Source organism: Eleftheria terrae (assembly GCF_030419005.1).
Classification (GTDB): Bacteria; Pseudomonadota; Gammaproteobacteria; order Burkholderiales; family Burkholderiaceae_C; genus Caldimonas; species Caldimonas terrae.
In genome coordinates, this window is sequence record NZ_CP106951.1 from 4,587,659 (window position 1) to 4,609,020 (window position 21,362).

General features: G+C 67.6%; 15 protein-coding genes. 9 read left to right on the plus strand and 6 right to left on the minus strand.

Translation table 11 applies throughout. From position 1 onward, the window contains the following. Positions 1–869 precede the first annotated feature (869 nt). Both N7L95_RS20495 and N7L95_RS20500 read right to left on the minus strand, forming a co-directional pair. Positions 870–3,053 carry a glycosyl hydrolase gene (locus N7L95_RS20495; protein ID WP_301257095.1) on the minus strand — a complete coding sequence of 728 codons (2,184 nt, stop codon included), beginning with the start codon at positions 3,051–3,053 and terminating at the stop codon, positions 870–872. Between the two features lie 618 nt (positions 3,054–3,671). Continuing rightward, positions 3,672–5,558 carry a glycosyl hydrolase gene (locus N7L95_RS20500; protein WP_301257096.1) on the minus strand — a complete coding sequence of 629 codons (1,887 nt, stop codon included), beginning with the start codon at positions 5,556–5,558 and terminating at the stop codon, positions 3,672–3,674. 516 nt (positions 5,559–6,074) lie between these two features. Here N7L95_RS20500 and N7L95_RS20505 point away from each other — a divergent pair. The 4 genes from N7L95_RS20505 to N7L95_RS20520 all read left to right on the plus strand — a co-directional run bounded on the left by N7L95_RS20505 (position 6,075) and on the right by N7L95_RS20520 (position 10,803). After that, positions 6,075–7,256 (plus strand): glycosyltransferase family 4 protein, encoded by a 1,182-nt coding sequence (locus tag N7L95_RS20505; protein WP_301257097.1) that lies wholly within the window; start codon positions 6,075–6,077, stop codon positions 7,254–7,256. Positions 7,257–7,386: 130 nt separating this feature from the next. Beyond that, positions 7,387–8,553 carry a glycosyltransferase family 4 protein gene (locus N7L95_RS20510; RefSeq protein ID WP_301257098.1) on the plus strand — a complete coding sequence of 389 codons (1,167 nt, stop codon included), beginning with the start codon at positions 7,387–7,389 and terminating at the stop codon, positions 8,551–8,553. A 63-nt stretch (positions 8,554–8,616) separates the two neighbouring features. Continuing rightward, the gene (locus tag N7L95_RS20515) at positions 8,617–9,417 is read left to right on the plus strand and encodes a WecB/TagA/CpsF family glycosyltransferase (protein ID WP_301257099.1); all 801 of its coding nucleotides are present in this window, start codon (positions 8,617–8,619) and stop codon (positions 9,415–9,417) included. A 60-nt stretch (positions 9,418–9,477) separates the two neighbouring features. Continuing rightward, positions 9,478–10,803: a UDP-glucose dehydrogenase family protein gene (locus N7L95_RS20520; RefSeq protein ID WP_301257100.1), complete on the plus strand. Its 1,326-nt coding sequence runs from the start codon at positions 9,478–9,480 to the stop codon at positions 10,801–10,803. Positions 10,804–10,977: 174 nt separating this feature from the next. Here N7L95_RS20520 and N7L95_RS20525 read toward each other — a convergent pair whose 3' ends face one another. The 4 genes from N7L95_RS20525 to N7L95_RS20540 form a co-directional block, all read right to left on the minus strand. Continuing rightward, on the minus strand, positions 10,978–12,435 hold the full coding sequence (locus tag N7L95_RS20525) for a mannose-1-phosphate guanylyltransferase/mannose-6-phosphate isomerase (RefSeq protein WP_301257101.1): 1,458 nt from the start codon (positions 12,433–12,435) through the stop codon (positions 10,978–10,980). Positions 12,436–12,486: 51 nt separating this feature from the next. Next, complete coding sequence (gene galE, locus N7L95_RS20530; RefSeq protein WP_301257102.1) at positions 12,487–13,518, minus strand: UDP-glucose 4-epimerase GalE; 1,032 nt, start codon at positions 13,516–13,518, stop codon at positions 12,487–12,489. 22 nt (positions 13,519–13,540) lie between these two features. Next, a complete protein-coding gene (locus tag N7L95_RS20535; protein WP_301257103.1) occupies positions 13,541–14,782 on the minus strand; it encodes a porin family protein in 1,242 nt (413 codons plus the stop codon). 90 nt (positions 14,783–14,872) lie between these two features. Next, positions 14,873–16,267, minus strand: a complete 1,395-nt coding sequence (locus N7L95_RS20540) for an undecaprenyl-phosphate glucose phosphotransferase (protein WP_301257104.1) — start codon at positions 16,265–16,267, stop codon at positions 14,873–14,875. Positions 16,268–16,486: 219 nt separating this feature from the next. Between N7L95_RS20540 and N7L95_RS20545 the strand changes: the two genes are divergently transcribed. The 5 genes from N7L95_RS20545 (at position 16,487) to N7L95_RS20565 (ending at position 21,360) form a co-directional block, all read left to right on the plus strand. Further along, positions 16,487–17,041, plus strand: a complete 555-nt coding sequence (locus N7L95_RS20545) for a hypothetical protein (protein WP_301257105.1) — start codon at positions 16,487–16,489, stop codon at positions 17,039–17,041. Further along, complete coding sequence (gene ubiB, locus N7L95_RS20550; RefSeq protein ID WP_301257106.1) at positions 17,038–18,591, plus strand: ubiquinone biosynthesis regulatory protein kinase UbiB; 1,554 nt, start codon at positions 17,038–17,040, stop codon at positions 18,589–18,591. The genes N7L95_RS20545 and ubiB overlap by 4 nt, the downstream gene beginning before the upstream one ends. A gap of 169 nt (positions 18,592–18,760) precedes the next feature. Beyond that, complete coding sequence (locus N7L95_RS20555; protein WP_301257107.1) at positions 18,761–20,215, plus strand: high affinity choline transporter 1; 1,455 nt, start codon at positions 18,761–18,763, stop codon at positions 20,213–20,215. A 100-nt stretch (positions 20,216–20,315) separates the two neighbouring features. Next, complete coding sequence (locus tag N7L95_RS20560; RefSeq protein ID WP_301257108.1) at positions 20,316–20,657, plus strand: FmdB family zinc ribbon protein; 342 nt, start codon at positions 20,316–20,318, stop codon at positions 20,655–20,657. Between the two features lie 31 nt (positions 20,658–20,688). Next, entirely contained in the window at positions 20,689–21,360 is a 672-nt protein-coding gene (locus N7L95_RS20565) for a DUF502 domain-containing protein (RefSeq protein WP_301257109.1), read from the plus strand. The last annotated feature ends 2 nt before the right edge of the window (positions 21,361–21,362 follow it).

The following is a 21,362-nucleotide window of genomic DNA, read 5'->3' on the forward strand; positions in this document are numbered from 1 at the left end:
GGTCCTTCCGGTCACTCGAGGCCAGACCTCACGATCCGCACCGGCGCCCACCTGCAAGCCTCATGCAGGTCCTGGGCCGACAAAGTGCCTGCAAGCCAGCCGATCGAGGAACGCTGGGCGGACATGTCCGCTGTCGCCGTCGCCGATGCGGCGCAGGCCAAACATTGCGCTCGCCAACAACACCGAGCCGCGGAAGGCGGCCCGCCGTCCTTCGACCTTCCGGCGCCGCCGTGCCGTACAGGGCCATCCAGGCCGCATGAGGGCCTCGTGCTTCCTGCGGGTTCCTGCCACCAAGAAGCCATGGGCAGCTGCATTGCTCGGGCCTCGCTGCATGGGACGTCGCCACGCCGCGTGGAACCGGGGCGCCCAAGCTATGGGATCTGCCGGCCTCGTCAGGAGGCCACGTCATTTGTCCTAGGTCGCTGGTCCCAGGCACTAGATGCTGGCCGCCAGCTACTAGCTTGTGGCCATTGGTCGCTCGTCACTGACCACTGACCACTGGCCGCTGACCACTGGCCGCTGACCACTGGCTGCTGGCTGCTGGCTGCTGGCTGCTGGCTGCTGGCTGCTGGCTGCTGGCTGCTGGCCGCTGGCCGCTGGCCGCTGGCCGCTGGCCGCTGGCCGCTGGCCGCCAGTCGTCAGTCGTCAGTCGTCAGTCGTTGGCCGCTAGCCGCTGGCCACTCCGGCATCGACTGTCCTGTCCCCGCTGGTCCGGTATCGTGGGTGCGCTCACCCGCGACCGCCTCGCCGTCGAGCGGTGGGGATATCAGCAGCATCAAAAGGAAAAGGCCTGCCAGACATTTCGTCTTGCAGGCCTTTTCAGGCGGTAGGTCAGGAACCGCGTGCAGCGGCTCGACCTGGTGGCCGGCTTACTTCAGGACCACCGGTTCCAGACCCAGGGTCACCGTAGAGCCCGAGATGCCGGTCTCTTCGCCGCGCAGGTTGCGCACCTTCGAGACGCCCCACTGGGTGGGCACCGACACCACGGTGTTCGGCGTGGTCGACCAGGCGATGACGTAGTCTTCGCCATTGCGATTGGCGCGGAATACATAGACCTTGTTGTCGATCTGGTAGGAGTCGAGCAGCCGGGCGCCCTTCACCCACCGGATGGCTTCCGCATATGCATTCGCGGCCGCGGTCGGGGTCTTGTAGTCGGCGTTGACCATGCGCGAGCCGGTCGATTCCCGCTGACGTTCCCAGTAGTAGTAGTTGAAGTTCTTGATGCCCTTGCCCCACATCATCATCAGGGCGCGCGCATTGACGCTGGTCTTCTCGGTCGCGGTGGAATCCCAGGTCGAGCACTTCTGGATGGCCGGGTTGCAGATGAAGCCACCTTCGGTGTTCCACAGCGGCTTGTTCTCCACACCGTGGTTGCGCATCACTTCACGCACGTTCTGGATCTGCGAGCCGAGCACTTCCGGGTTGTTGTTGTAGTAGAAGTGGAAGCCGATGTGGTCCACCCACTGGCCGCCACCGAGCTCCAGGAAGCGGTCCAGCCACGGGTAGCCCTGGCCCAGCGTCAGGCCGGGGGACACCAGCATGGCCGACGAGTCGGCGGCCTTGATCTCCTCGTGGGCGATGCGGGCCATCTCCACCATCTTCTCCATCGTGCCCTTGTAGGTGCCCGAGAAGTCCGGCTCGTTCCACAGCTCGTAGTACTTGATCTTGCCGGCGTAGCGGCGGGCGATGGTGCGCACATAGTCGCGCCAGTCTTCCATGTTGGCCGGGGGCATGTTGGCGCCCATGCCGTACTGGCCCACCGAGCTGGGGTTGGACGATGCCCATTGCGGGGTCTGGCCCAGCGTGTACAGCATCTGCCCACCATTGCGCCGCACGAAGTCGACATACATGTCCAGGCGCAGGCCGTGGCCACCGCTCCAGTCCCACACGTTGTTGGCGCGCTCCAGGTCGGCCCAGTTGGTGCCGGTGTTCCACAGCCGCACGATGCCCTGGCCGAGGGTCGGCCAGTTGGAGTGCTCGCCCAGCTTGTTCACGTGCACGCCGAACAGCGTGTCGGGCGCAGCCGCGGTGCTGACCGGCGCCATCTCGTTGTAGTCGACCTCGGCAATGGTGACGTTGTCGACCCAGACGTTGGCGCCGGCCGTCTTGGAGTTCACCCGCAGGGTGCCCAGCACGTCGCCGACATAGGTGCCCTGGATCTCGATCTTCTGCCAGCCCGTGCCGACGCGGACCGTCTTGGCGGCCGCCGCGTCCCAGGGGTGGGCGTCGCGGCGGATCATCAGTTCCACCGAGGCATTGCCATCCGAGCGCACATAGGCGCTGGCACGGTAGGCGCGGCCCTTCTTGAAGGCGTAGGGGAAGGTCAGGTGCGCACCGCCACCGCCTGGCGACAGCATGCGAAAGCGCTGCGAGGAGGCCCCGGCGTAGACATAGCCGCTGCGCGTTTCACGCGCGGCCTCGTAGCGGCCCACGGGGTTGCCCCAGATGTTCATCTTCCAGCCCGGGGCGGCTTCCTTCCAGGTGCCCTCGAAATTGGAAGTGGCCACCGGCGTCACCGTGACGGAGGCACCACCAGCGACCGGCAGCGCCAGTGCAGCGCCGACAGCGGTGTCACTCGGCGTGACCTCGGTGATCGTCATGTCGTCAACGTAGATGTTGGCACCCACCGTCTTCGAGATGACGCGCACCGAGCCCGGCTCGTTCCAGCGATAGCGGCTGTCGAATTCGATCTTGGTCCAGCCGCTGTTGACCGGCACCTGCTTGACGCCAGCGACGTTCCACGGGGCGATATCACGGCGCAGCATCACTTCCACCGTGGCGGAGGTGTCAGTGCGCACATACAGGCTGATGCGATAGGTCTTGCCGTTGCCGAAGGCGCGCGGATAAATCAGGTGGGCGTCATCGACACCCGCCGTGTGCTGCGTCAGGGTGAAGCGCTGCGACGAGTCGCCCGAGCGCACGAAGCCGGCACGGGTCTCGCGACCGACACCGTACTTGGCCTTGCCCCAGGCGTTGACGGTCCAGCCGGTGGCCGTGCGGGTGTAGGTGCCTTCGAAGCCCGACGTCGTAACAAGGGTGCCAGAGCCTGTCACCGCCGTTGCGTGTTCTGTCGGGGTCGTCTCTGGTTGTAACTGCTGCGGTAACGACTCATCGACCACCGGGGGGTCGGTTTCCGTCGCCTGGAGGTCGCCGCCAAGGTCGCCGGTAGGAGCGAAGGTTTCTTGGGTGGACGCGTGGTCAGCCGACGTCCCGTCTTGCTGAGAACCGGATCCACCACCGCATGCAGCCAGTAGAACAACAGTCAAAGATACTGCCCAACGATAGACGCTCGAGTTCATTCTCTGTCCTGGATATGTTGCATTTGCCGATAAACCAAACAAGGTCCATGCCGCGCTTTGGGCGGCTCGAAAGTGACGTGTTTGGACAGGGAAGGCGGGCGCGCGAGCGAGGTACCGACGCGATCGGTGTGACGTCCGGGCGGACGTTGGCCTCGCTCTTCCCGCTACGGTGTTGTCAGACTGGCGCCTGAGCGTCTTTCACCGAATGCGATGGTGATGAGAACGGCATCAAGGCAAGCAAATTGATCCCTCTGATTGAAACTTATTATTTGTTAATGTGAATAAGTGTACCGCCTGGCGGTGGCGCTGGCTGCGGCCGCGGTCGGCCGCCACCAGCGGCGACCGCCGGCACGCAGGCGAGGGCGCGCCGCCTCACTGCAGCATGACCGGCTCCAGGCCGAGCGACAGCTGCCGGTCTTCACCCAGCGGCTGTACTTCGCCGTCGAGCCGCGACACCCGGCGCACGCCCCACTCCGCCGGCAGCCTCACCTCCACGTCTGGCGTCAGCGACCAGGCAATCACGACGGGCCGGTCGCCGCGCTGCAACTTGTAGATGTAGATGTCGGAGCCGGTGCGCCAGGCATCGACCACACGGGCGCCGCGCAACCACTCCACTGAGCGGCGGAAGGCCTCGCCGGCCATGGTCGGCGTGCGGAAGTCGCTCTTCAGCTGGGCCTCCGGCGCAAAGCGGCCTTCCCAGTAGTAGTAGTCGAAGTTCTCCACGCCGCCCGCCCACATCGTCAGCATGGCGCGCAGGTTCACGCCGCGTTGCTCGGCCTCGCTCAGCTCGAAGTCCTTGCAGTCCTGGTGAGTGGGGTTGCACACCAGCGAGCCTTCGGTGTTCCACAGCGGCTTGTCGTCCACCTTGTGCTTGCGCATCACGCGGCGCACGTTCTGGATCGAGCTGGCGATCTGCTCGGGATGTCGGTCGTAGTACCAGTGGAAGGCGATCACGTCCACCGAGCGGCCACCGCCCAAGGCCAGGAAACGGTCCAGCCAGGCCACCCCCTGGTGCACCGTCAGGCTGGGCGAGAGGATCTGGTTCTGCGGATCGATCGCCTTGAGCTCTTCGCGGGCGATCCGGGCCATCTCGACGAGGGTTTCGACCTTGCCCTTGTAGAAGTCGGCGAAGTCGGCCTCGTTCCACAGCTCCCAGTAGCGGATGCGGCCCGCATAGCGCTTGCCCACGGTGCGCACGTACTCGCGCCAGAGCTCCAGGTCCTTCGGGGGGGCGCCATGGCCAAGGCCGTAGCCGTTCTTCCAGTCCGGCTGGGTGGACGCCCAGCGGGGCGATTGGCCCATCGTGTAGATCAGGCGCGCCTGCGGGTTGTGCTTCAGGGTGTGGTGCACATAGAGATCGAGCCGCTTCCAGCCGGGGCCGGAGAAATCCCAACGGCCTTCCTCGGGCTGCAGGTCTTTCCATGTGGTGCGGGTGTCCCACAGACGCACCACTGCCGGCTCGAAAGCCGGCCAGTTGTGGTGGATGCCCAGGCGCATCAGGTGCACGCCGAAGAACGAGGCCGGGATTGGGTCTTTCGGCAGCGGCCCCAGGGTCGCACCGCCTTGCACTTCCTCGATGCGTGCCTGGTCGATCCACAGGTCGGCACCCACCGTGCGGGCCGCGATGCGCAAGGAGGCCGGGCCATTGGCCATGGCCGTGCCTTCGAGCGACACCGTCTGCCAGCGGGGCGTGACGCGCAGGTTCTCCTGGTCCACCGGGTCCCAGGGCGGTTCGTCGCGGCGGAGCAGGGCCTGCACCTGGGCCTCGCGGTCACTGCGGATCTTCAGCGTGGCGCGGTAGGTGGTGCCGGCCTTGAATCGATACGGGAAGATCAGATGGGCATCGCCGTCGCCCTTGTCGACCAACCGGAAGCGGATCGCACCCGCCGAGCCGCCGCTTGCTTCGGCGGCCACCCGGGCCGTGGCTGCCGCCTTGGCGCCGGTGTCGATTTCATACTTCGGCGCGCGCTTGCCCCAGGCGTTCACCTTGGGCGCGAGCGCCTGGGCGGCGGCGGGCGCGTCCATCGCCATGGCCTTGGCTTGCGCACGGGCCGCCGGGCGGTCGGCCTCGGCCGAGCTGGCCGGCAGGTCCACCACGGCCTGCGCACTGGGCAGCGCGGCGGCCAGGCCGAGCACGCCGGCCAGCAGGCGCAGGCCGGCGCGGCGCAGCAGCGGGCGGTCGGCGCCCGGGTGCGGCGAATCGGGCCCGGCAGGGGATGCGCTGCCCCGGTGGCTGAAGTCAGGGAATGGCAAGGACACGGGAAGCTCCTGGATCAAGAGTGGATGGGAGTGCCGCCTGCGGCTCGGAGAGCGCCGAATGATGCGGGCTCGCCATGACACTGCGTTCAAAAATGTGACTGGACCCCGCGGCCGCCACCATGCGGCCGGCCACCCCTGTCCCGGGGGGTGCGCCTGGCCCCACAGCAGCGACAATGCGCGACCGGTTCCCGGAGCGCACCGGCAGTGGGGCCATGGCGCGGGTCGGATTCCGCCACCGCCCGGCGCGCCAGGGACGCGGCGGGTGTTTGCAGCGCCCGCGATGGTGCGCAAAGGGAACGGTTTGACACACCGCGGCCACTGGCATGGGTAATGCTACGGGTTTTCCCCGAAACGCGGTCCTCCACAGCCGGCCGGATCGTCTCGCATCGCTCGTCTCAGCAGTACCTCAGGGCCACCAGCAAACAACATGCAAATCAAACGCGACATGCCAGCGGAGTCGGGGAAGCAGTCTGCGCGGGGGGCGCTCGCATGAGCCCGACTTTCGCAGGAAACGCTGTGGCCCCTCGGGTCCTGGTGGTGCACAACGGCTACCGGGTGCGCGGCGGTGAAGACAGCGTGGTGGAATCCGAGATCGAGTTGCTGCGCAGCCGCGGCCACGAGGTCGTCGAATACCGCCGCCACAACGACGAAGTCGGGGCCGGCTCCAAGCTGACGCTGTTGCGCGACACGCTGTGGTCGCCCCGCAGTCATGCCGACGTGCGCCGCCTGATCCGCGAGCAGCAGATCGACGTCGTGCATGTGCACAACACGCTGCCGCTGGTGTCCCCGGCGGTGTACTGGGCGGCGGATGCCGAAGGCGTCCCGGTGGTGCAGACCCTGCACAACTTTCGCCTGATGTGTCCGCAGGCCTTGTTCCTGCGCGAGGACCGCGTCTGTGAGGACTGTGTCGGCCGGGTGCCGTGGCGGGCGGCGGTGCACCGCTGCTACCGCGATTCGGCGGTGCAGTCGGCGGTGGTGGCGGGCATGCTGGTCACACACCGGGCACTGGGCACCTACCAGCACCGGGTGACCCGCTACATCGCCCTGAACCGCTTCTGCCGCGACAAGTTCGTGGCCGGCGGCCTGCCGGCCGACCGCATCGTGCTCAAGCCCAACTTCGTCGACCTGCCGGCCACGCCGGCAGACACAGGGCGCAGCGGCGGGCTGTTCGTCGGCCGCCTGTCGAAGGAAAAGGGCATCCGGGTGCTGACCGAGGCGGAAGCCCTGTCGACACAACCCGACGTCACGGTGGTCGGCGGCGGCGAGCTGGAGGCGGATGTGCGTGCCGCCTTCGGGCCGCGCATGGCCGGATTCAAGCCGCTGCCCGAGATCCTGCAGATGATGCAGGCGGCCAGCTACCTGGTGGTGCCCAGCATCTGGTACGAGAACTTCCCGCGCACCATCGTCGAGGCCTATGCCTGCGGGCTGCCGGTGATCGCGAGCCGCCTGGGCGCGCTGGCGGAGATCGTCATCGAAGGCGAGACCGGCCTCCTGTTCGACGCCGGCTCGGCACGCGACCTGGCCGACAAGCTGGCCTGGGCCCGCAGCCACCCGGACGAGATGCGGCAGATGGGCCGCCAGGCGCGCGCGCTCTACGAACGCCTCTACACGCCCGACAGCAACTACCGGCAGCTGATGGACATCTATGCCGAGGCGCGCCGGGCGGTGCAGGGCGCTTCGGTGCAGGCTGCGGCCTGAAGAAGGCGGCGTTTCCCGCTCGATCCGTGCTTCCAAGCCAGTCTCCATGAAACCTGAACACACTGCCCTTCTCAGAACCTCGAGCGCGCCGCTGCCCGGCGCCACGGGCGGCCGGGAGCCAGCCCACAGCATGACCCGCCGCCCCCGCGTGGTGGTGGTGCAGCGGCGCATGACGCATTACCGCCTGCCGCTGTTCGAGCAGATGCGCGCCCTGCTGGACACTCAGGGCATCGACCTCACGGTGGTCTATGGCGACGCCAAGCCCGGCGAGCGCGAAAACAACGATGCCGGGCTGCTGCCCTGGGGCGTGCACGTGCCTTGCCGCTACTGGCTGGGCGAGCGCGTCTGCTGGCAAGACCCGTCGGCCACCCTCAAGGGCGCGGATCTGGTGGTGGTCACGCAGGAGAACAACCTGCTGTTCAACTACCTGCTGCCGGTGCTGCACCCGTCCATCAAGCGGGCGTTCTGGGGCCACGGCCGCAACTTCCAGGCGCTCAACCCCGATTCGATGAGCGAGCGCTTCAAGCGGCGTTTCGTCGGCACGGTGGACTGGTGGTTCGCCTACACCGAGCTGAGCGCCGAGGTGGTGGCCGAAACCGGCTTTCCCCAAGAGCGCATCACGGTGCTGAACAACGCCATCGACACCACCGAGCTGCAACGCCAGCTCGACAGCCTGACGGCCGAGCAGGTCGCAGCGGCCCGCCAGGCGCATGGCATCGGCCCGGGGCCGGTCGGCGTGATGGTGGCCTCGCTCATCCCCGACAAGCGGCACGACTTCCTGATCGAAGCGGCCCGCCGGGTGCGGCGCGAGCTGCCCGACTTCCAGCTGGTGCTGGTCGGGGAAGGGCCGGGCCGCGACATGATCCGCCAGGCGGTGGCGGAGGCGGGCGGCTGGATGCACTGGCTGGGCCTGCGCAAGGGGCTGGAGAAGGCGGCCATCCTGAAGATGGGCTCGATCATGCTCAACCCTGGCAAGGTCGGCCTGAACGTGGTGGATGCCCTGCAGGCCGGCCTGCCGATGCTGACGACCGACTGCAAGACCCATTCGCCCGAGATCTCCTACCTGCGCGATGGTGTCAACGGACTGATCACCGCCAACGACGTCGATGCCTATGCCCACGCCATCGTGCGCCTGCTGCGCGATCCCGCCGAGATGGCCCGGCTGCAGGCCGGCTGCGCGCGTGAGGCGGCGGAGATCTCCATCGAGCAGATGGCACAACGTTTCTGCGACGGCATCGCCCGCTGCCTGGCCGCGCCGGCCAAGCGCCGCGGGAGCGCGCAGGCAGGCCGCCCATGAGGGCGGCGATGGTGGTGCGGCGCCTGGCCCGGGGCCGCTGTTACTTCACAGGCTAACTTTCGCGTGGACACACTCAAGATGACAGACGAGGCAGTATCTCAACGCCGCGTGGGCTCCGTGCTGGGCTCGCCCATCGACGCGGTGACCTGGGACCAGGCGGTTGGCCGCCTGGTGAGTTGGGGCGGGCGGCGCGAATCGAAGTACGTGTGCATCTGCAATGTGCATTCGGTGGTCACCGCGACGCAGGACGCGGACTTCCGCCGCGTGGTCGACCAGGCCGACATGTCGACCCCCGACGGCGCGCCGGTGGCCTGGGCGCTGCGGCGGGCCGGTTTCACCGGGCAGGACCGCATCAACGGCCCTGACCTGATGTGGAAGTACCTGGCCGAGGCCGAGCGCCTGGGGCAGGTGGTCTTCTTCTACGGCGGCACCGAAGCCACGCTGGAGAAGCTGCGCCAGGCGCTCGCGCGTGCCTTCCCGGCACTCAAGCTGGGCGGCATGGTGTCGCCGCCGTTTCGCCCGCTCACGCCGCAGGAAGACCAGGCCTATGTCGACCAGATCAATGCGGCCGGCACCGCGGTGCTCTTCGTCGGCATCGGCTGCCCGAAGCAGGAGAAGTGGATGGCCTCGCACCGTGGCCGCGTGAACGCGGTGATGGTCGGGGTGGGGGCGGCCTTCGACTACCATGCCGGCACCATCAAGCGGGCACCGTTGTGGATGCAGCGCTCCGGGCTGGAATGGTTCTATCGGCTGATGAGCGAGCCTCGCCGGCTGTGGAAGCGCTACCTGGTCACCAACAGCATCTTCGTGATGCGCATGCTGCCGGAGATGTTTTCCGGCCGGGCCGCGGCTCGCGGCAGATAAAAAGGGATGCGGCTTCGCCCAGGCGGGGCCGGTTCGAGTCAAGCAACAAGAGGTTGAGTCATGAAGGTCACGGTCGTCGGTACCGGTTATGTGGGTTTGGTGACGGGCGCCTGCCTGTCCGAGATGGGCAACCACGTGTTGTGCCTGGATGTGGATCCCGAGAAGATCCGCGTGCTGAAGGAAGGCGGCATCCCGATCTACGAGCCGGGCCTGCTGGAAATGGTCAAGCGCAATGCCGCCGCCGGCCGGCTGGAGTTCACCACCGACGTCGAGCAGGCGGTGGCGCACGGCACCATCCAGTTCATCGCCGTGGGCACGCCGCCGGACGAGGATGGCTCGGCCGACCTGAAGTACGTGGTCGCCGCCGCCCGCAACATCGGCCGCCTGATGACCGACTTCAAGGTGGTGGTCGACAAGAGCACGGTGCCGGTGGGCACCGGTGACAAGGTACAGGCAGCGATCAAGGAAGAGCTGGACAAGCGCGGCCTCAAGCTCGACTTCGCGGTGGCCTCCAACCCCGAGTTCCTGAAGGAAGGCGCGGCCGTGGCCGACTTCATGCGGCCGGACCGGGTCGTGGTGGGCGCCGAGGACGAGCGCGCCATTCTGCTGATGCGGGCGCTCTACGCTCCCTTCGTGCGCAATCACGATCGCATGATGGTGATGGACATCCGCAGCGCCGAGTTCACCAAGTACGCCGCCAACGCCATGCTGGCGACCCGCATCAGCTTCATGAACGAGCTGGCGCTGGTGGCGGAGAAGCTGGGTGCCGACATCGAGCTGGTGCGCCAGGGCATTGGCAGCGACCCGCGCATCGGCTTCCATTTCCTCTATGCCGGCTGCGGCTATGGCGGCTCCTGCTTCCCGAAGGACGTCAAGGCGCTGATCAAGACCGCCAGCGACGCCGGCCAGCCGCTGCAGCTGCTGCAAGCGGTGGAGGACGTCAACGACCGCCAGAAGCTGGTGCTGGTCGACAAGATCGTCAAGCGCTACGGCGAGGATCTTTCCGGCAAGACGCTGGCCCTGTGGGGCCTGGCCTTCAAGCCCAACACCGACGACATGCGCGAGGCGCCGAGCCTCGTCATCATCGATGAGCTGGTGCGCCGGGGTGCCAAGGTGCAGGCCTTCGACCCGGTGGCCACCCATGAAGCGAAACGCGCGCTGCAGGGCAAGGAGAGCGGCGTGCAGTTCGCCGCTTCCGGTGCCGCTGCACTGGAAGGCGCGGACGCGCTGGTCATCGTCACCGAGTGGAAGGAATTCCGTACGCCGGACTTCGACCTGCTGCGCGCCGCGCTGACCGACAAGCTGGTGTTCGACGGCCGCAATCTGTACGAGCCGGCACTGATGAAAACGCTGGGCATCGAGTACCACGGCATCGGCCGCGCCTGAGGGGAGCCCGCCGGGCTGCAGCTGCTTCGGCAGCCGTGGCACCGGCTGGCGGCCAGGGGTTGGGCGCGCGGCTCCGCTCGCGAGCTCCGGCCAGACAAAAAAGGGGCACCCGTGGGGTGCCCCTTGTCATTGGTGGGCCGAGCAGCAACCGCGGCGGCTGCCCGGCCTGCTGCGTCAGGAAACGCGGCCGTAGGTGTCCTGGAAGCGGACGATGTCGTCCTCGCCCAGGTAGGAGCCCGACTGCACCTCGATGATTTCCAGCGGGATGGTGCCGGGGTTGGCCAGGCGGTGCACCTCGCCCAGCGGGATGTAGGTGCTCTGGTTCTCGGTCAGCAGGATCTTCTTTTCGCCGCAGGTCACCTCGGCGGTGCCGGAGACGACAATCCAGTGCTCGGCCCGGTGGTGGTGCATCTGCAGCGACAGCGTGGCCTTGGGCTTGACCATGATGCGCTTGACCTGGAAGCGCGGGCCGGCGTCGATGCTGTCGTACCAGCCCCAGGGGCGATGCACCAGGCGGTGCAGGGTGCCTTCGCTGCGCTCGCGCTGCTCCAGCTTGGCGACGATCTTCTTCACTTCCTGGCTGCGGCTGCGGTCGGCCACCAGCACCGCGTCGGGCGTCTCGACGACCACCACGTTGTCCAGGCCCACCGCGCTGACCAGCCGGCTGGTGGCGTGCACCAGCGTGTTGCGGCTGGACTCGATGACGGCGTCACCCTGGGCGACGTTGCCGTTGGCGTCCTTCTCGCTGACCTGCCACACCGCTTCCCAGGCGCCCAGGTCGGACCACCCGGCTTCCAGCGGCACCATCTTCACGGTGAAGCCGCACTTGGGGTCGGCCGGACAGCGTTCCATCACCGCATAGTCGACCGACTCGCTGGGGATGGCGGCGAATTCGGCCTTGCCGGGGCGGATGAAACCGTTGTCGGCCTTGCGCTGGGCCCAGGCGGCATCGGTCGCCTCGGCGATGTCGGGACGGAACTGTGCCAGCGCCTTCAGCCACACCGAGGCGCGCAGCACGAACATGCCGCTGTTCCAGTAGTAGCAACCTTCGGTGATGTAGCGCTGCGCGGTCTCGGCATCGGGTTTCTCGACGAAGGCCGCCACCGGTTGCACCTGGCCGTCGCCGCGGGTACGGATATAGCCGAAGCCGGTCTCGGGCCGGTCGGGCCGGATGCCGAGGATGACGATGCTGCCGTCGGAGGCCGCTTGCACCGCCTCGCGCAGCGCCGCAGTGAAGGCGGCGGCGTCGGTGACGGTCTGGTCAGCCGGCGTCACGACCAGGATCGGGTCTTGCGCGCCTTCCAGGTCGTCGCGCGCATACAGCGCGGCGAGGGTCAGGGCCGGTGCGGTGTTGCGGCCGGTGGGCTCGAGCAGCACCGCCGAGGCCGAGACCTTCATCTCGCGCAGCTGGTCCAGCGTCAGGAAGCGGTGTTCCTCGTTGCCGACGATGCAGGGGCCGGCCACCTGGGTGCCGGCATCGGCCAGGCTGGTGAGCCGGCGCACGGCCTGCTGGAACAGCGTCTCGTCGCCAGACAGGGCGAGGAATTGCTTGGGATACAGCGCCCGGCTGAGGGGCCACAGGCGGGTGCCCGAACCGCCGGCCATCACGACGGGAAGAAGGGTCTGGTTCATGAAGGGTGTCCCTGAGGGTGTGGTGATCGGATGAATGCCGCGATGGACGGCTCAGCCGCCGGGGGCTGCCGTGCGGAAGCCCTGCGGGTTCTTGCTCTGCCAGCGCCAGGAATCGGCGCACATGGCATCCAGGTCGCGCTGGGCTCGCCAGCCCAGCAGCGACGCGGCCAGGCTCGGGTCGGCGTAGCAGGCGCCGATGTCGCCGGGCCGGCGCGCGACGATGTCGTAGGGCACCGGCCGGCCGCTGGCGCGTTCGTAGGCGCGCACGACGTCGAGCACGCTGTAGCCCTGGCCGGTGCCGAGGTTGACGGTCAGTGAGCGCGCTTGCTCGAGCAGGTAGCGCAGCGCGGCCACATGGCCTTCGGCCAGGTCCATCACATGGATGTAGTCGCGCACGCCGGTGCCGTCCGGCGTGTCGTAGTCGTTGCCGAAGACCTGCAGGCGCTGGCGCTGGCCGACCGCCACCTGGGCGACATAGGGCATCAGGTTGTTCGGAATGCCTTGTGGGTCTTCGCCGATGTCGCCGCTCGGATGGGCGCCCACCGGGTTGAAGTAGCGCAGGCAGGCGATCTGCCAGGCGGCGTCCGAGGCGCCGAGGTCGCGCAGGATCTGCTCGCCCATCAGCTTGGTGGCGCCGTAGGGGTTGGTGGTGGAGAGGGCGCAGTCCTCGGTGATCGGCAGCCGCTCGGGATTGCCGTAGACGGTGGCCGAGGAGCTGAACACCAGGCGTTTCACGCCGTGCGCGGCCATCGTGTTGCAGACATTGATCAGCCCGCCGAGGTTGTTGCCGTAGTAGGCCAGCGGCTTCTGGCTCGATTCGCCGACCGCCTTGAAGGCCGCGAAGTGCACCACCGCGTCGATGCGGTGCTGCTCGAACACCGAGCGCAGGCCGGCGACGTCGCCGACGTCCAGCCGGTGGAACACCGGCGCCTTGCCGCCGAGGCGCTGCAGGCGGTCGAGGACCACCGGCGAGCTGTTGGAGAAGTCGTCGACACCGACGACGTCGAAGCCGGCGTCCTGGAGCGCGAGCCAGGTGTGCGAAGCGATGTAGCCGGTGGCGCCGGTGAGCAGGATGGTGGGCACGACAAAGGTCTCCGGGGACAAATTACTGCAGCATGAACTGCGCCAGGCAGCTGGCCGTTTCTGCCTTGAAGGGGAAGGAAATGCCGTCCGCCTCGTCACCCACCTTGCGCTTCTCCCAGCCCAGGTTGCAACCGAACAGCCAGTTGCGCGAGAAGGCGTAGTTGATGCCCAGGTTGGCGCCGGTGGTGCGGTCACTGCCCTTTTGCGTGCCGCCGAACAGGGTGCCCTGCTCGATGTTGCGGCGGGTGTAGCGCAGGCCGGCGCTGACGCGGATCTTGGCGGTCGCGTCGTAGCTGGTGCCCAGGCGCAGGGAGTGGATCAGGCGGGTGTTTTCCAGCGGGATCGAGAAATTCTCCAGGCCGGGAATCTCGAAGGCGCTGGATTCGTCGTTCGTTTCGCGCACCAGGTTGACATTGAAGCGCAGCTTGCCGGTGGGCTGGTAGCCGTAGGCCAGCGAGCCGGTGAAGCCGGTGAAGTCACGGGCGCTGGCCACGTCGTGATCGGTCTTGGTGCGGCTCAGCCGCAGGTCCAGCGTGCTCAGGCCGTTCGGCTTCCACAGCACGGTGAAGTCGAGGTCCTTGCGGTCGTACTCGTCTTCGACGCCGGGACGGTAGTGGGGGATGCGGCCCTTCGTGTTGCGCAGCGCGACGCCGAAGCTGATCAGGTCGCTCGGCCGGTAGCGCGCGCCGGCGTTGACGGTGTGCGTCTTCTGCTCCAGCGATTCGTAGGCCTTGGCCGAGTATTCCTGGTCGCGGTAGCTGTAGCCGCCTTCCAGCACCCACAGCGACGCCATGCCCAGCTGCGCCCGGGCGCCGAAATCCTGCAGCGACAGCAGGTTGCGCTCGGTGCTGCGGGCCGTGTCGGTGCTGGTCTCGAACTTGGCCAGCCGGCGCGAGGTGCTGTAGCGCAGCCCACCGGAGAGGCGGTTGATGGTCTCCAGGTCGGCCCGCAGGTTGACGCCGTACTCGGTGTTGTTGAGCTGGTCCTGGTCCCGATAGAGGTTGCGGCGCACCAGGGCGCTGCCGATGAGCCGCTGGCGGCCGATCATCTCGTCCACGCCCACCGTCACGCCGGTCGAGGAGCGGGTGTCGCTACGTTCACGGCCGTCCCGCTCCCGAAACAGGTTGGAGTCATGCGCGAATTCCTGGGTCGCATACAGGTAGTACGGGTTGGCCAGGGCCGGGGCTCCGTGGACCACGAGTGCGCAGGCGGCAGCCAGGGGAAGCTGCATCGCACGCAGACGACGGCCGGGCAGGTGGGACATGCAAATCTCCTGTGTCGAAGCGAGGTGAGAGAGAGCGGGCGGGCACGGCGACAACCCCAGGTGCCGCCCGGGCAGTACGGCGTCGGTCGGTCAGTAGGCGTGGCGGTCGAAGAACATCAGGCGCGCGGTGCGCGCGATGATCAGCAGGTCCAGCCCCAGCGACCAGTTGCGCAGGTACTCCAGGTCGTACTCGACGCGCGCTTCCATCTTCTCGATGGTGTCCGTCTCGCCGCGATGGCCGTTGACCTGGGCCCAGCCCGTGATGCCGGGCTTGACCTTGTGGCGCACCATGTAGGCCTTGATCATCTTGCGGTACTGCTCGTTGTGCGCCACCGCGTGCGGGCGCGGACCGACGATGCTCATGCGGCCCTGCAGCACGTTGAAGAACTGCGGCAACTCGTCCAGCGAGGTCTTGCGGATGAAGGCGCCGAAGCGGGTGATGCGCGGGTCGCCCTTGGTGGCCTGCTTGACGACCGGGCCGTTGTCCATGGTGCGCATCGAGCGGAACTTGTAGACGGTGATTTCCTCGCCGTCGAGGCCGTTGCGCTTCTGCTTGAAGATGACCGGCCCTGGCGAGCTGAGCTTCACGCCCAGCGCGCAGACCAGCAGGATCGGCGAGATCAGCACCAGGATGATCAGCGCCAGCACGATGTCGCTGATGCGCTTGACCATCGCATTGGTGCCGGTGAAGGGCGTCTCCAGGATGCCGACCACCGGCACGCCGTTCACGTCCTGCAGGCGGCCCTGGATGATGCTGATGCCGAACACGTCGGGCACGAAGAACAGCGAGGCCGTGGTTTCCTGGAGCGATTCGAGCAGGTCCTTGATGCGCGGCTGCGAGGTCAGCGGCAGCGTGATGTAGACCTCGCGCACGCCGTGCCGGGTGACGTAGGCGGACACTTCGGACAGCCGGCCGATGAGCTTCTCCGAGGCGTCCGGGTGCACCCGGGCGTCGGTGCGGTCATCGAAGAAGCCCATGAAGTCGATGCCGAAGCCTTCATGGCCTTCGAGGGCCTTGGACACCTTCATTCCCAGCGGGCCGGCGCCGACCACGATGGCGGAGCGGCGCGCCTCCGGCTTGCGGGCGTTCATCTTGACGATCTCGCGGCCCGCGGCCACCGCGCTCCACTGCACCAGCGGCGTCAACACGGCCCAGGCCAGCAGCACCTGCTGCTCGAACTGGTCGAGGCTGCGGGTGGCATAGCCGCACAGCGCCAGGATGGCCAGCAGGCTCACCCAGGACGTGGCGACGTCGACAATGGCCGTCAGGTTGGCGTCCTTGAAGCGGTTGCGGCCGGGGAACGACAGTGCGAAGACCAGCAGGCACAGCGTCATGGCTGCGCCGTCCACCGGCTCGTTGTAGTACCACATGATGGCCAGGAAGACGGCCACCGTGATCGCGGGCTCAAGGAATGCCGCCACGAAGGACGTGACGGATTGCGGCGCGTTGTAGAAGGTTCTTGTGTAGGTTCGGTCTTCAAACATGGAACTGCCCGTCCACCCTGTGTCGAGCCCGTGGAGTCCACGTACTGCCCTGAAGGACGCGCAGCCTCCCGAGCTGCGCGCAAACGCCTCGCAATGTCCGGACCACCGCAAGTGACAGCGGCGGGCCCCGGCGAGAGCGACACGGGATTCTCGCAGAGCCGGGTGAGATTTTCGCCGTCTCGCGGCGAGCATCGCTGCCCCTGTCCCTACAATCGTTGGATGCTGCAACACCTCTCAAGCCGTCTGCTGCCCGCTGTCGTCGACCGCCTGACACTCGCGCTGAACCACGTTCTTGCCTCTGAGCCGTTGGCCACCCAGCGCCTTGCGCCCCATGCCGGCCGAACGCTCCAGGTGCGACTTTCCGGCGCGCCGAAGCTGTTTCAATGGCCGGAACTTCTTGCGTTTCGTATCACTCCAGCCGGCCTGTTGGAGGTCGGGGAAACAACACTTGACGCCGAAGCGGATCTCGATTTGCTGGTGGACCTGTCGCAACCCCGGCAATTGATGGAGTCGGTGCTGGCGGGCCAGCGGCCGTCAGTGGCCATCCGCGGCGACTCGCAGCTCGCCACCGACATCGGCTGGCTGATGGACCACCTGCGCTGGGACTATGAAGACGACCTGGCCCGCATCGTCGGGCCGGTGGTGGCCCACCAGGTGGCGCAGGTGGTGCGGGCGGTCTCCGGCGTGGCCCGCCAGGGCCTGGCGGCCCTGTCCCGGCTGGTGCCGGGCGGCCAGGGCGAAGCGCGTACCCCGGGCGACCGCCGGCCCTCATGAGACGCCTGCTGCGGCTCCTGTTCATCGCGCTGACCGTGCTGCGCTACGGCGTGGACGAGATGGCGCTCAACAGCATGCGCCAGCCGTGGATCCGGCTGCTGTCGCGGGTGGTCACCGTCGGCCGGCGGCTCGATGCGCCGCGCGGCGTGCGGCTGCGCCTGGCGCTGGAGCGGCTCGGGCCGATCTTCGTCAAGTTTGGCCAGGTGCTGTCGACACGGCGCGACCTGCTGCCTCCCGACGTCGCCGACGAGCTGGCCAGCCTGCAGGACCGCGTGCCGCCCTTTCCAGCCGGGCTGGCGGTGCCCATGGTGGAGCGCGCCTTTGGCCGGCCGCTGGACGCGGTGTTCGACAGCTTCGAGCGGACGCCGGTGGCCAGTGCCTCCATCGCGCAGGTGCATTTCGCGGTGCTCAAGGATGGCCGGGAGGTCGCGGTCAAGGTGTTGCGCCCGGGCATGCTGCGTGTCATCGACGAAGACCTGGACCTGCTGCGCTCGCTGGCCGGCTGGGTCGAGCGGCTGTGGGCCGACGGCAAGCGGCTGAAGCCGCGCGAGGTGGTGGCGGAGTTCGACAAGTACCTGCATGACGAGCTCGACCTGGTGCGCGAGGCGGCCAACGCGGCCCAGCTGCGGCGCAACATGGACGGCCTCAACCTGGTGCTGGTGCCCGAGATGATCTGGGACCTGTGCACCGAACAGGTGATCGTGATGGAGCGCATGAAGGGCGTGCCCATCAGCCAGGTACAGCGCCTGCGCGAGGCGGGGGTGGACATCAAGAAGCTGGCGCGCGATGGCGTGACCATCTTCTTCACCCAGGTGTTCCGCGACGGCTTCTTCCATGCCGACATGCACCCGGGCAACATCCAGGTGAGCCTGGACCCGGCCAGCTTCGGGCGCTACATCGCGCTCGACTTCGGCATCATCGGCACGCTGACCGAGTACGACAAGGACTACCTGGCGCAGAACTTCATCGCCTTCTTCCGGCGCAACTACAAGCGGGTGGCCGAGCTGCACATCGAAAGCGGCTGGGTGCCGCCGGGCACCCGGGTGGACGAACTGGAGGCCGCGATCCGGGCTTGCTGCGAGCCGCACTTCGACCGGCCGTTGAAGGATATTTCGCTCGGCCAGGTGCTGCTGCGGCTGTTCCAGACCTCGCGCCGCTTCAACGTCGAGATCCAGCCGCAGCTCGTGCTGCTGCAGAAGACGCTGCTGAACATCGAGGGCCTGGGCCGCCAGCTCGATCCCGACCTCGACCTGTGGAGCACCGCCCAGCCCTTCCTGGAGCGCTGGATGAACGACCAGATCGGCTGGCGGGGCCTGTGGGAGCGGCTGAAGAACGAAGCGCCGCGCTACGCCAAGCTGTTGCCGGAGCTGCCGCGACTGGTGCACCAGTCGCTGTCGGCGCAGCCGTCGCTGGAGCGGCGCGAGCTGGAGCTGCTGATCGCGGAGCAGCGCCGCACCAACCGTCTGTTGCTGGTCATCGCCATTGGCGGCGGCGCCTTCCTGCTGGGTCTGGTGACCTCGCCCTGGCTGCAGTTCCTGGCGCTGCGCTAGGCGTCGACCGCGACGGCGGGCGGCGCGGCCCTCGCATGCGCGGCGCCGGGAGGGCGGGCGAATTTGGCGGAAGCCAGCGCTTGTCCCTCTTGGCACCGGGGGCGATATGGGGATAATCGCGCCCGGTCGAATTCCAATACCCGCGCTCGCGCCTGCCGGAGGCCCCGCCATGCTGCTCACTCTTGTCATTGCTTATCTGCTTGGCACCATCGCCATCGGCCTCTGGGCTGCCAAGCGTGTGAAGAACACGGCGGATTTCGCGATCGCCGGGCGGCACCTGCCGCTGTTCATGATCATCACGACGACCTTTGCGACCTGGTTCGGCTCCGAAACGGTGCTGGGCATCCCGGCCAAGTTCGTCGAGACCGGGCTGGGCGGCATCGTGGAGGACCCCTTCGGCGCCGGTACCTGCCTGATCCTGGTGGGCCTGTTCTTCGCGGCGAAGCTCTACCGCATGACGCTGCTGACCATCAGCGACTACTACCGCGAGCGCTATGGCCGCGGCGTCGAGATCATCTGCTCGCTGATCATCATCATCAGCTACCTGGGCTGGGTGTCGGCGCAGGTGACGGCGCTCGGGCTGGTGTTCAACCTGCTGTCGGCCGGCGCCATCAGCATTCCGGTGGGCATGGTGATCGGCACCGTCTCCATCCTGGCATACACGCTGTTCGGCGGCATGTGGTCGGTCGCGGTGACGGACTTCATCCAGATGATCATCCTGGTGGTCGGCCTGATGGTGCTGGCGGTGTTCGCCGGCGACATGGCAGGCGGCGCCGACAAGGTGATCGACCTGGCGGTGAGCAAGGACATGTTCCGTTTCTGGCCCGAGCCGACGATGCAGGACATCCTGGCCTTCATCGCCGCCGCCATCACGATGATGCTCGGCTCCATCCCGCAGCAGGACGTGTTCCAGCGCGTGATGTCGGCCAACAGCGTGAAGGCCGCCACCCGCGGCCCGGTGATTGGCGGCTTGTGCTACATCCTGTTCGCCTTCGTGCCGATCTTCCTGGTCACCAGCGCGCTGATCATCATGCCGGAGGAGGCCGCGCGACTGCTGGCCGACGATCCGCAGAAGATCCTGCCCACGCTGGTGCTGACCAAGATGCCCTTCGTGATGCAGGTGCTCTTCTTCGGGGCGCTGCTGTCGGCGCTGAAGTCGACCGCCTCGGCGACGCTGCTGGCGCCGTCGGTCACCTTCGTCGAGAACATCTGGCGCCAGTTCGTGCCGCACCGTGGCGACAAGGCGGAGCTGCTGACGATGCGCCTGTCGGTGCTGGTGTTCAGCGGCCTGGTCTGCGCCTATGCCATCACTTCGCAGGGCACCTCCATCTACGAGATGGTGTCGGGGGCCTACCAGGTCACGCTGGTCGGCGCCTTCGTGCCGCTGGCAGCCGGGCTGTACTGGAAGCGAGCCACCACTCAGGGGGCCATGCTGTCCATCGTGCTGGGCATCGCGAGCTGGATCGTGCTGGGGCAGTTGCCTGCCGGCGAGCAGTTCCCGCCGCAGCTGGCGGGCGTGCTGATGGGCCTGGTCGGCATGGTGGTGGGTTCGCTCGCACCGCAGTGGCTGACCAACCGCCACGGATCGCACCACCGGCTGATCGGCGCCGAGCCGACGGCCTGAGGGCCGATGCCCGTGCCGGGGCACGGAAGGCGGCCGTGCCGGGTCCGGCCTGCCGCCGCTTTACATATAATTTCGGGTTTCGCATCAAGGAGTTAGAGCCATGCCGATCTACGCGTATCGCTGTGAGTCGTGCGGCCATGCGCAGGACGTGCTCCAGAAGATTTCCGATCCTCTGCTGACGCAGTGCCCGCAGTGCCAGGCACCGACGTTCCAGAAACAGGTGACCGCCGCCGGCTTCCAGCTGAAGGGCTCGGGCTGGTACGTCACCGACTTCCGCGGGGGCGGTGCCTCGTCCGCCGGCGCGGCCAAGCCCGCGGCGGGCGGCGACACGGCGTCCGCGCCGGCGCCGGCAGCAGCGCCTGCGTCCGACGGTGGCAGTTCGTCCACCTCGGGCAGCAGCACCGCTTCCGGCGGCTGCGGCACCTCGTGCGCCTGCCATTGAGCCGGCCACGAACGCCGCGACAGGAAACTCAGTGAAGAAATACTTCATCACCGGCCTGCTGGTCTGGCTGCCGGTGGCCATCACCCTGTGGGTGCTGCTGTGGGTGGTGGGCCTGTTCGACGGCGTGTTCGCCGCGCTGGTGTCGGCCTCGCAGGCGGTTGCGCCCGAGGACGCCCAGGCGCCGCTGGAGCGGCTGAAGGAAGTGCCCGGCCTCGGCCTCGTGCTGGTGGCCGGCGGCATGCTGCTGACCGGCGTGTTCGTGGCCAACATCTTCGGCCAGTGGTGGCTCAGGCAGTGGGAACGGGCCCTGTCCAAGATCCCCATCGTCAAGAGCATCTACTCCAGCGTGAAGCAGGTGTCGGACACGCTGTTCTCCAGCAGCGGCAATGCCTTCCGCGAGGCGGTGCTGATCCAGTACCCGCGCCCGGGCTGCTGGACCATCGCCTTCGTGACCGGCCAGCCCGGCGGCGAGGTGGCCGAGCACCTCGACCCGCGGCAGTTCCTGAGCGTGTACGTGCCCACCACGCCCAACCCCACGTCGGGCTTCTTCCTGATGCTGCCGCGCTCCGACGTGATCGAATTGAAGATGAGCGTCGACGAGGCGCTGAAGTACACCATCTCGATGGGTGTCGTCGCACCGCCGGCCATCCTGGGCAGCGATGCGCAGCCGCTGGTCGAGCTGCCGCGAAATCCGCCGGGTTGAGC

Bases quoted from the DNA above. Each gene is read 5' to 3' on its own strand.
- N7L95_RS20510 (WP_301257098.1), top strand. From the start codon at position 7,387: ATGACCCGCCGCCCCCGCGTGGTGGTGGTGCAGCGGCGCATGACGCAT.
- N7L95_RS20545 (WP_301257105.1), top strand. From the start codon at position 16,487: ATGCTGCAACACCTCTCAAGCCGTCTGCTGCCCGCTGTCGTCGACCGC.
- N7L95_RS20525 (WP_301257101.1), bottom strand. From the start codon at position 12,435: ATGAACCAGACCCTTCTTCCCGTCGTGATGGCCGGCGGTTCGGGCACC.
- N7L95_RS20555 (WP_301257107.1), top strand. From the start codon at position 18,761: ATGCTGCTCACTCTTGTCATTGCTTATCTGCTTGGCACCATCGCCATC.
- N7L95_RS20520 (WP_301257100.1), top strand. From the start codon at position 9,478: ATGAAGGTCACGGTCGTCGGTACCGGTTATGTGGGTTTGGTGACGGGC.
- N7L95_RS20560 (WP_301257108.1), top strand. From the start codon at position 20,316: ATGCCGATCTACGCGTATCGCTGTGAGTCGTGCGGCCATGCGCAGGAC.
- N7L95_RS20535 (WP_301257103.1), bottom strand. From the start codon at position 14,782: ATGTCCCACCTGCCCGGCCGTCGTCTGCGTGCGATGCAGCTTCCCCTG.
- N7L95_RS20540 (WP_301257104.1), bottom strand. From the start codon at position 16,267: ATGTTTGAAGACCGAACCTACACAAGAACCTTCTACAACGCGCCGCAA.
- ubiB (WP_301257106.1), top strand. From the start codon at position 17,038: ATGAGACGCCTGCTGCGGCTCCTGTTCATCGCGCTGACCGTGCTGCGC.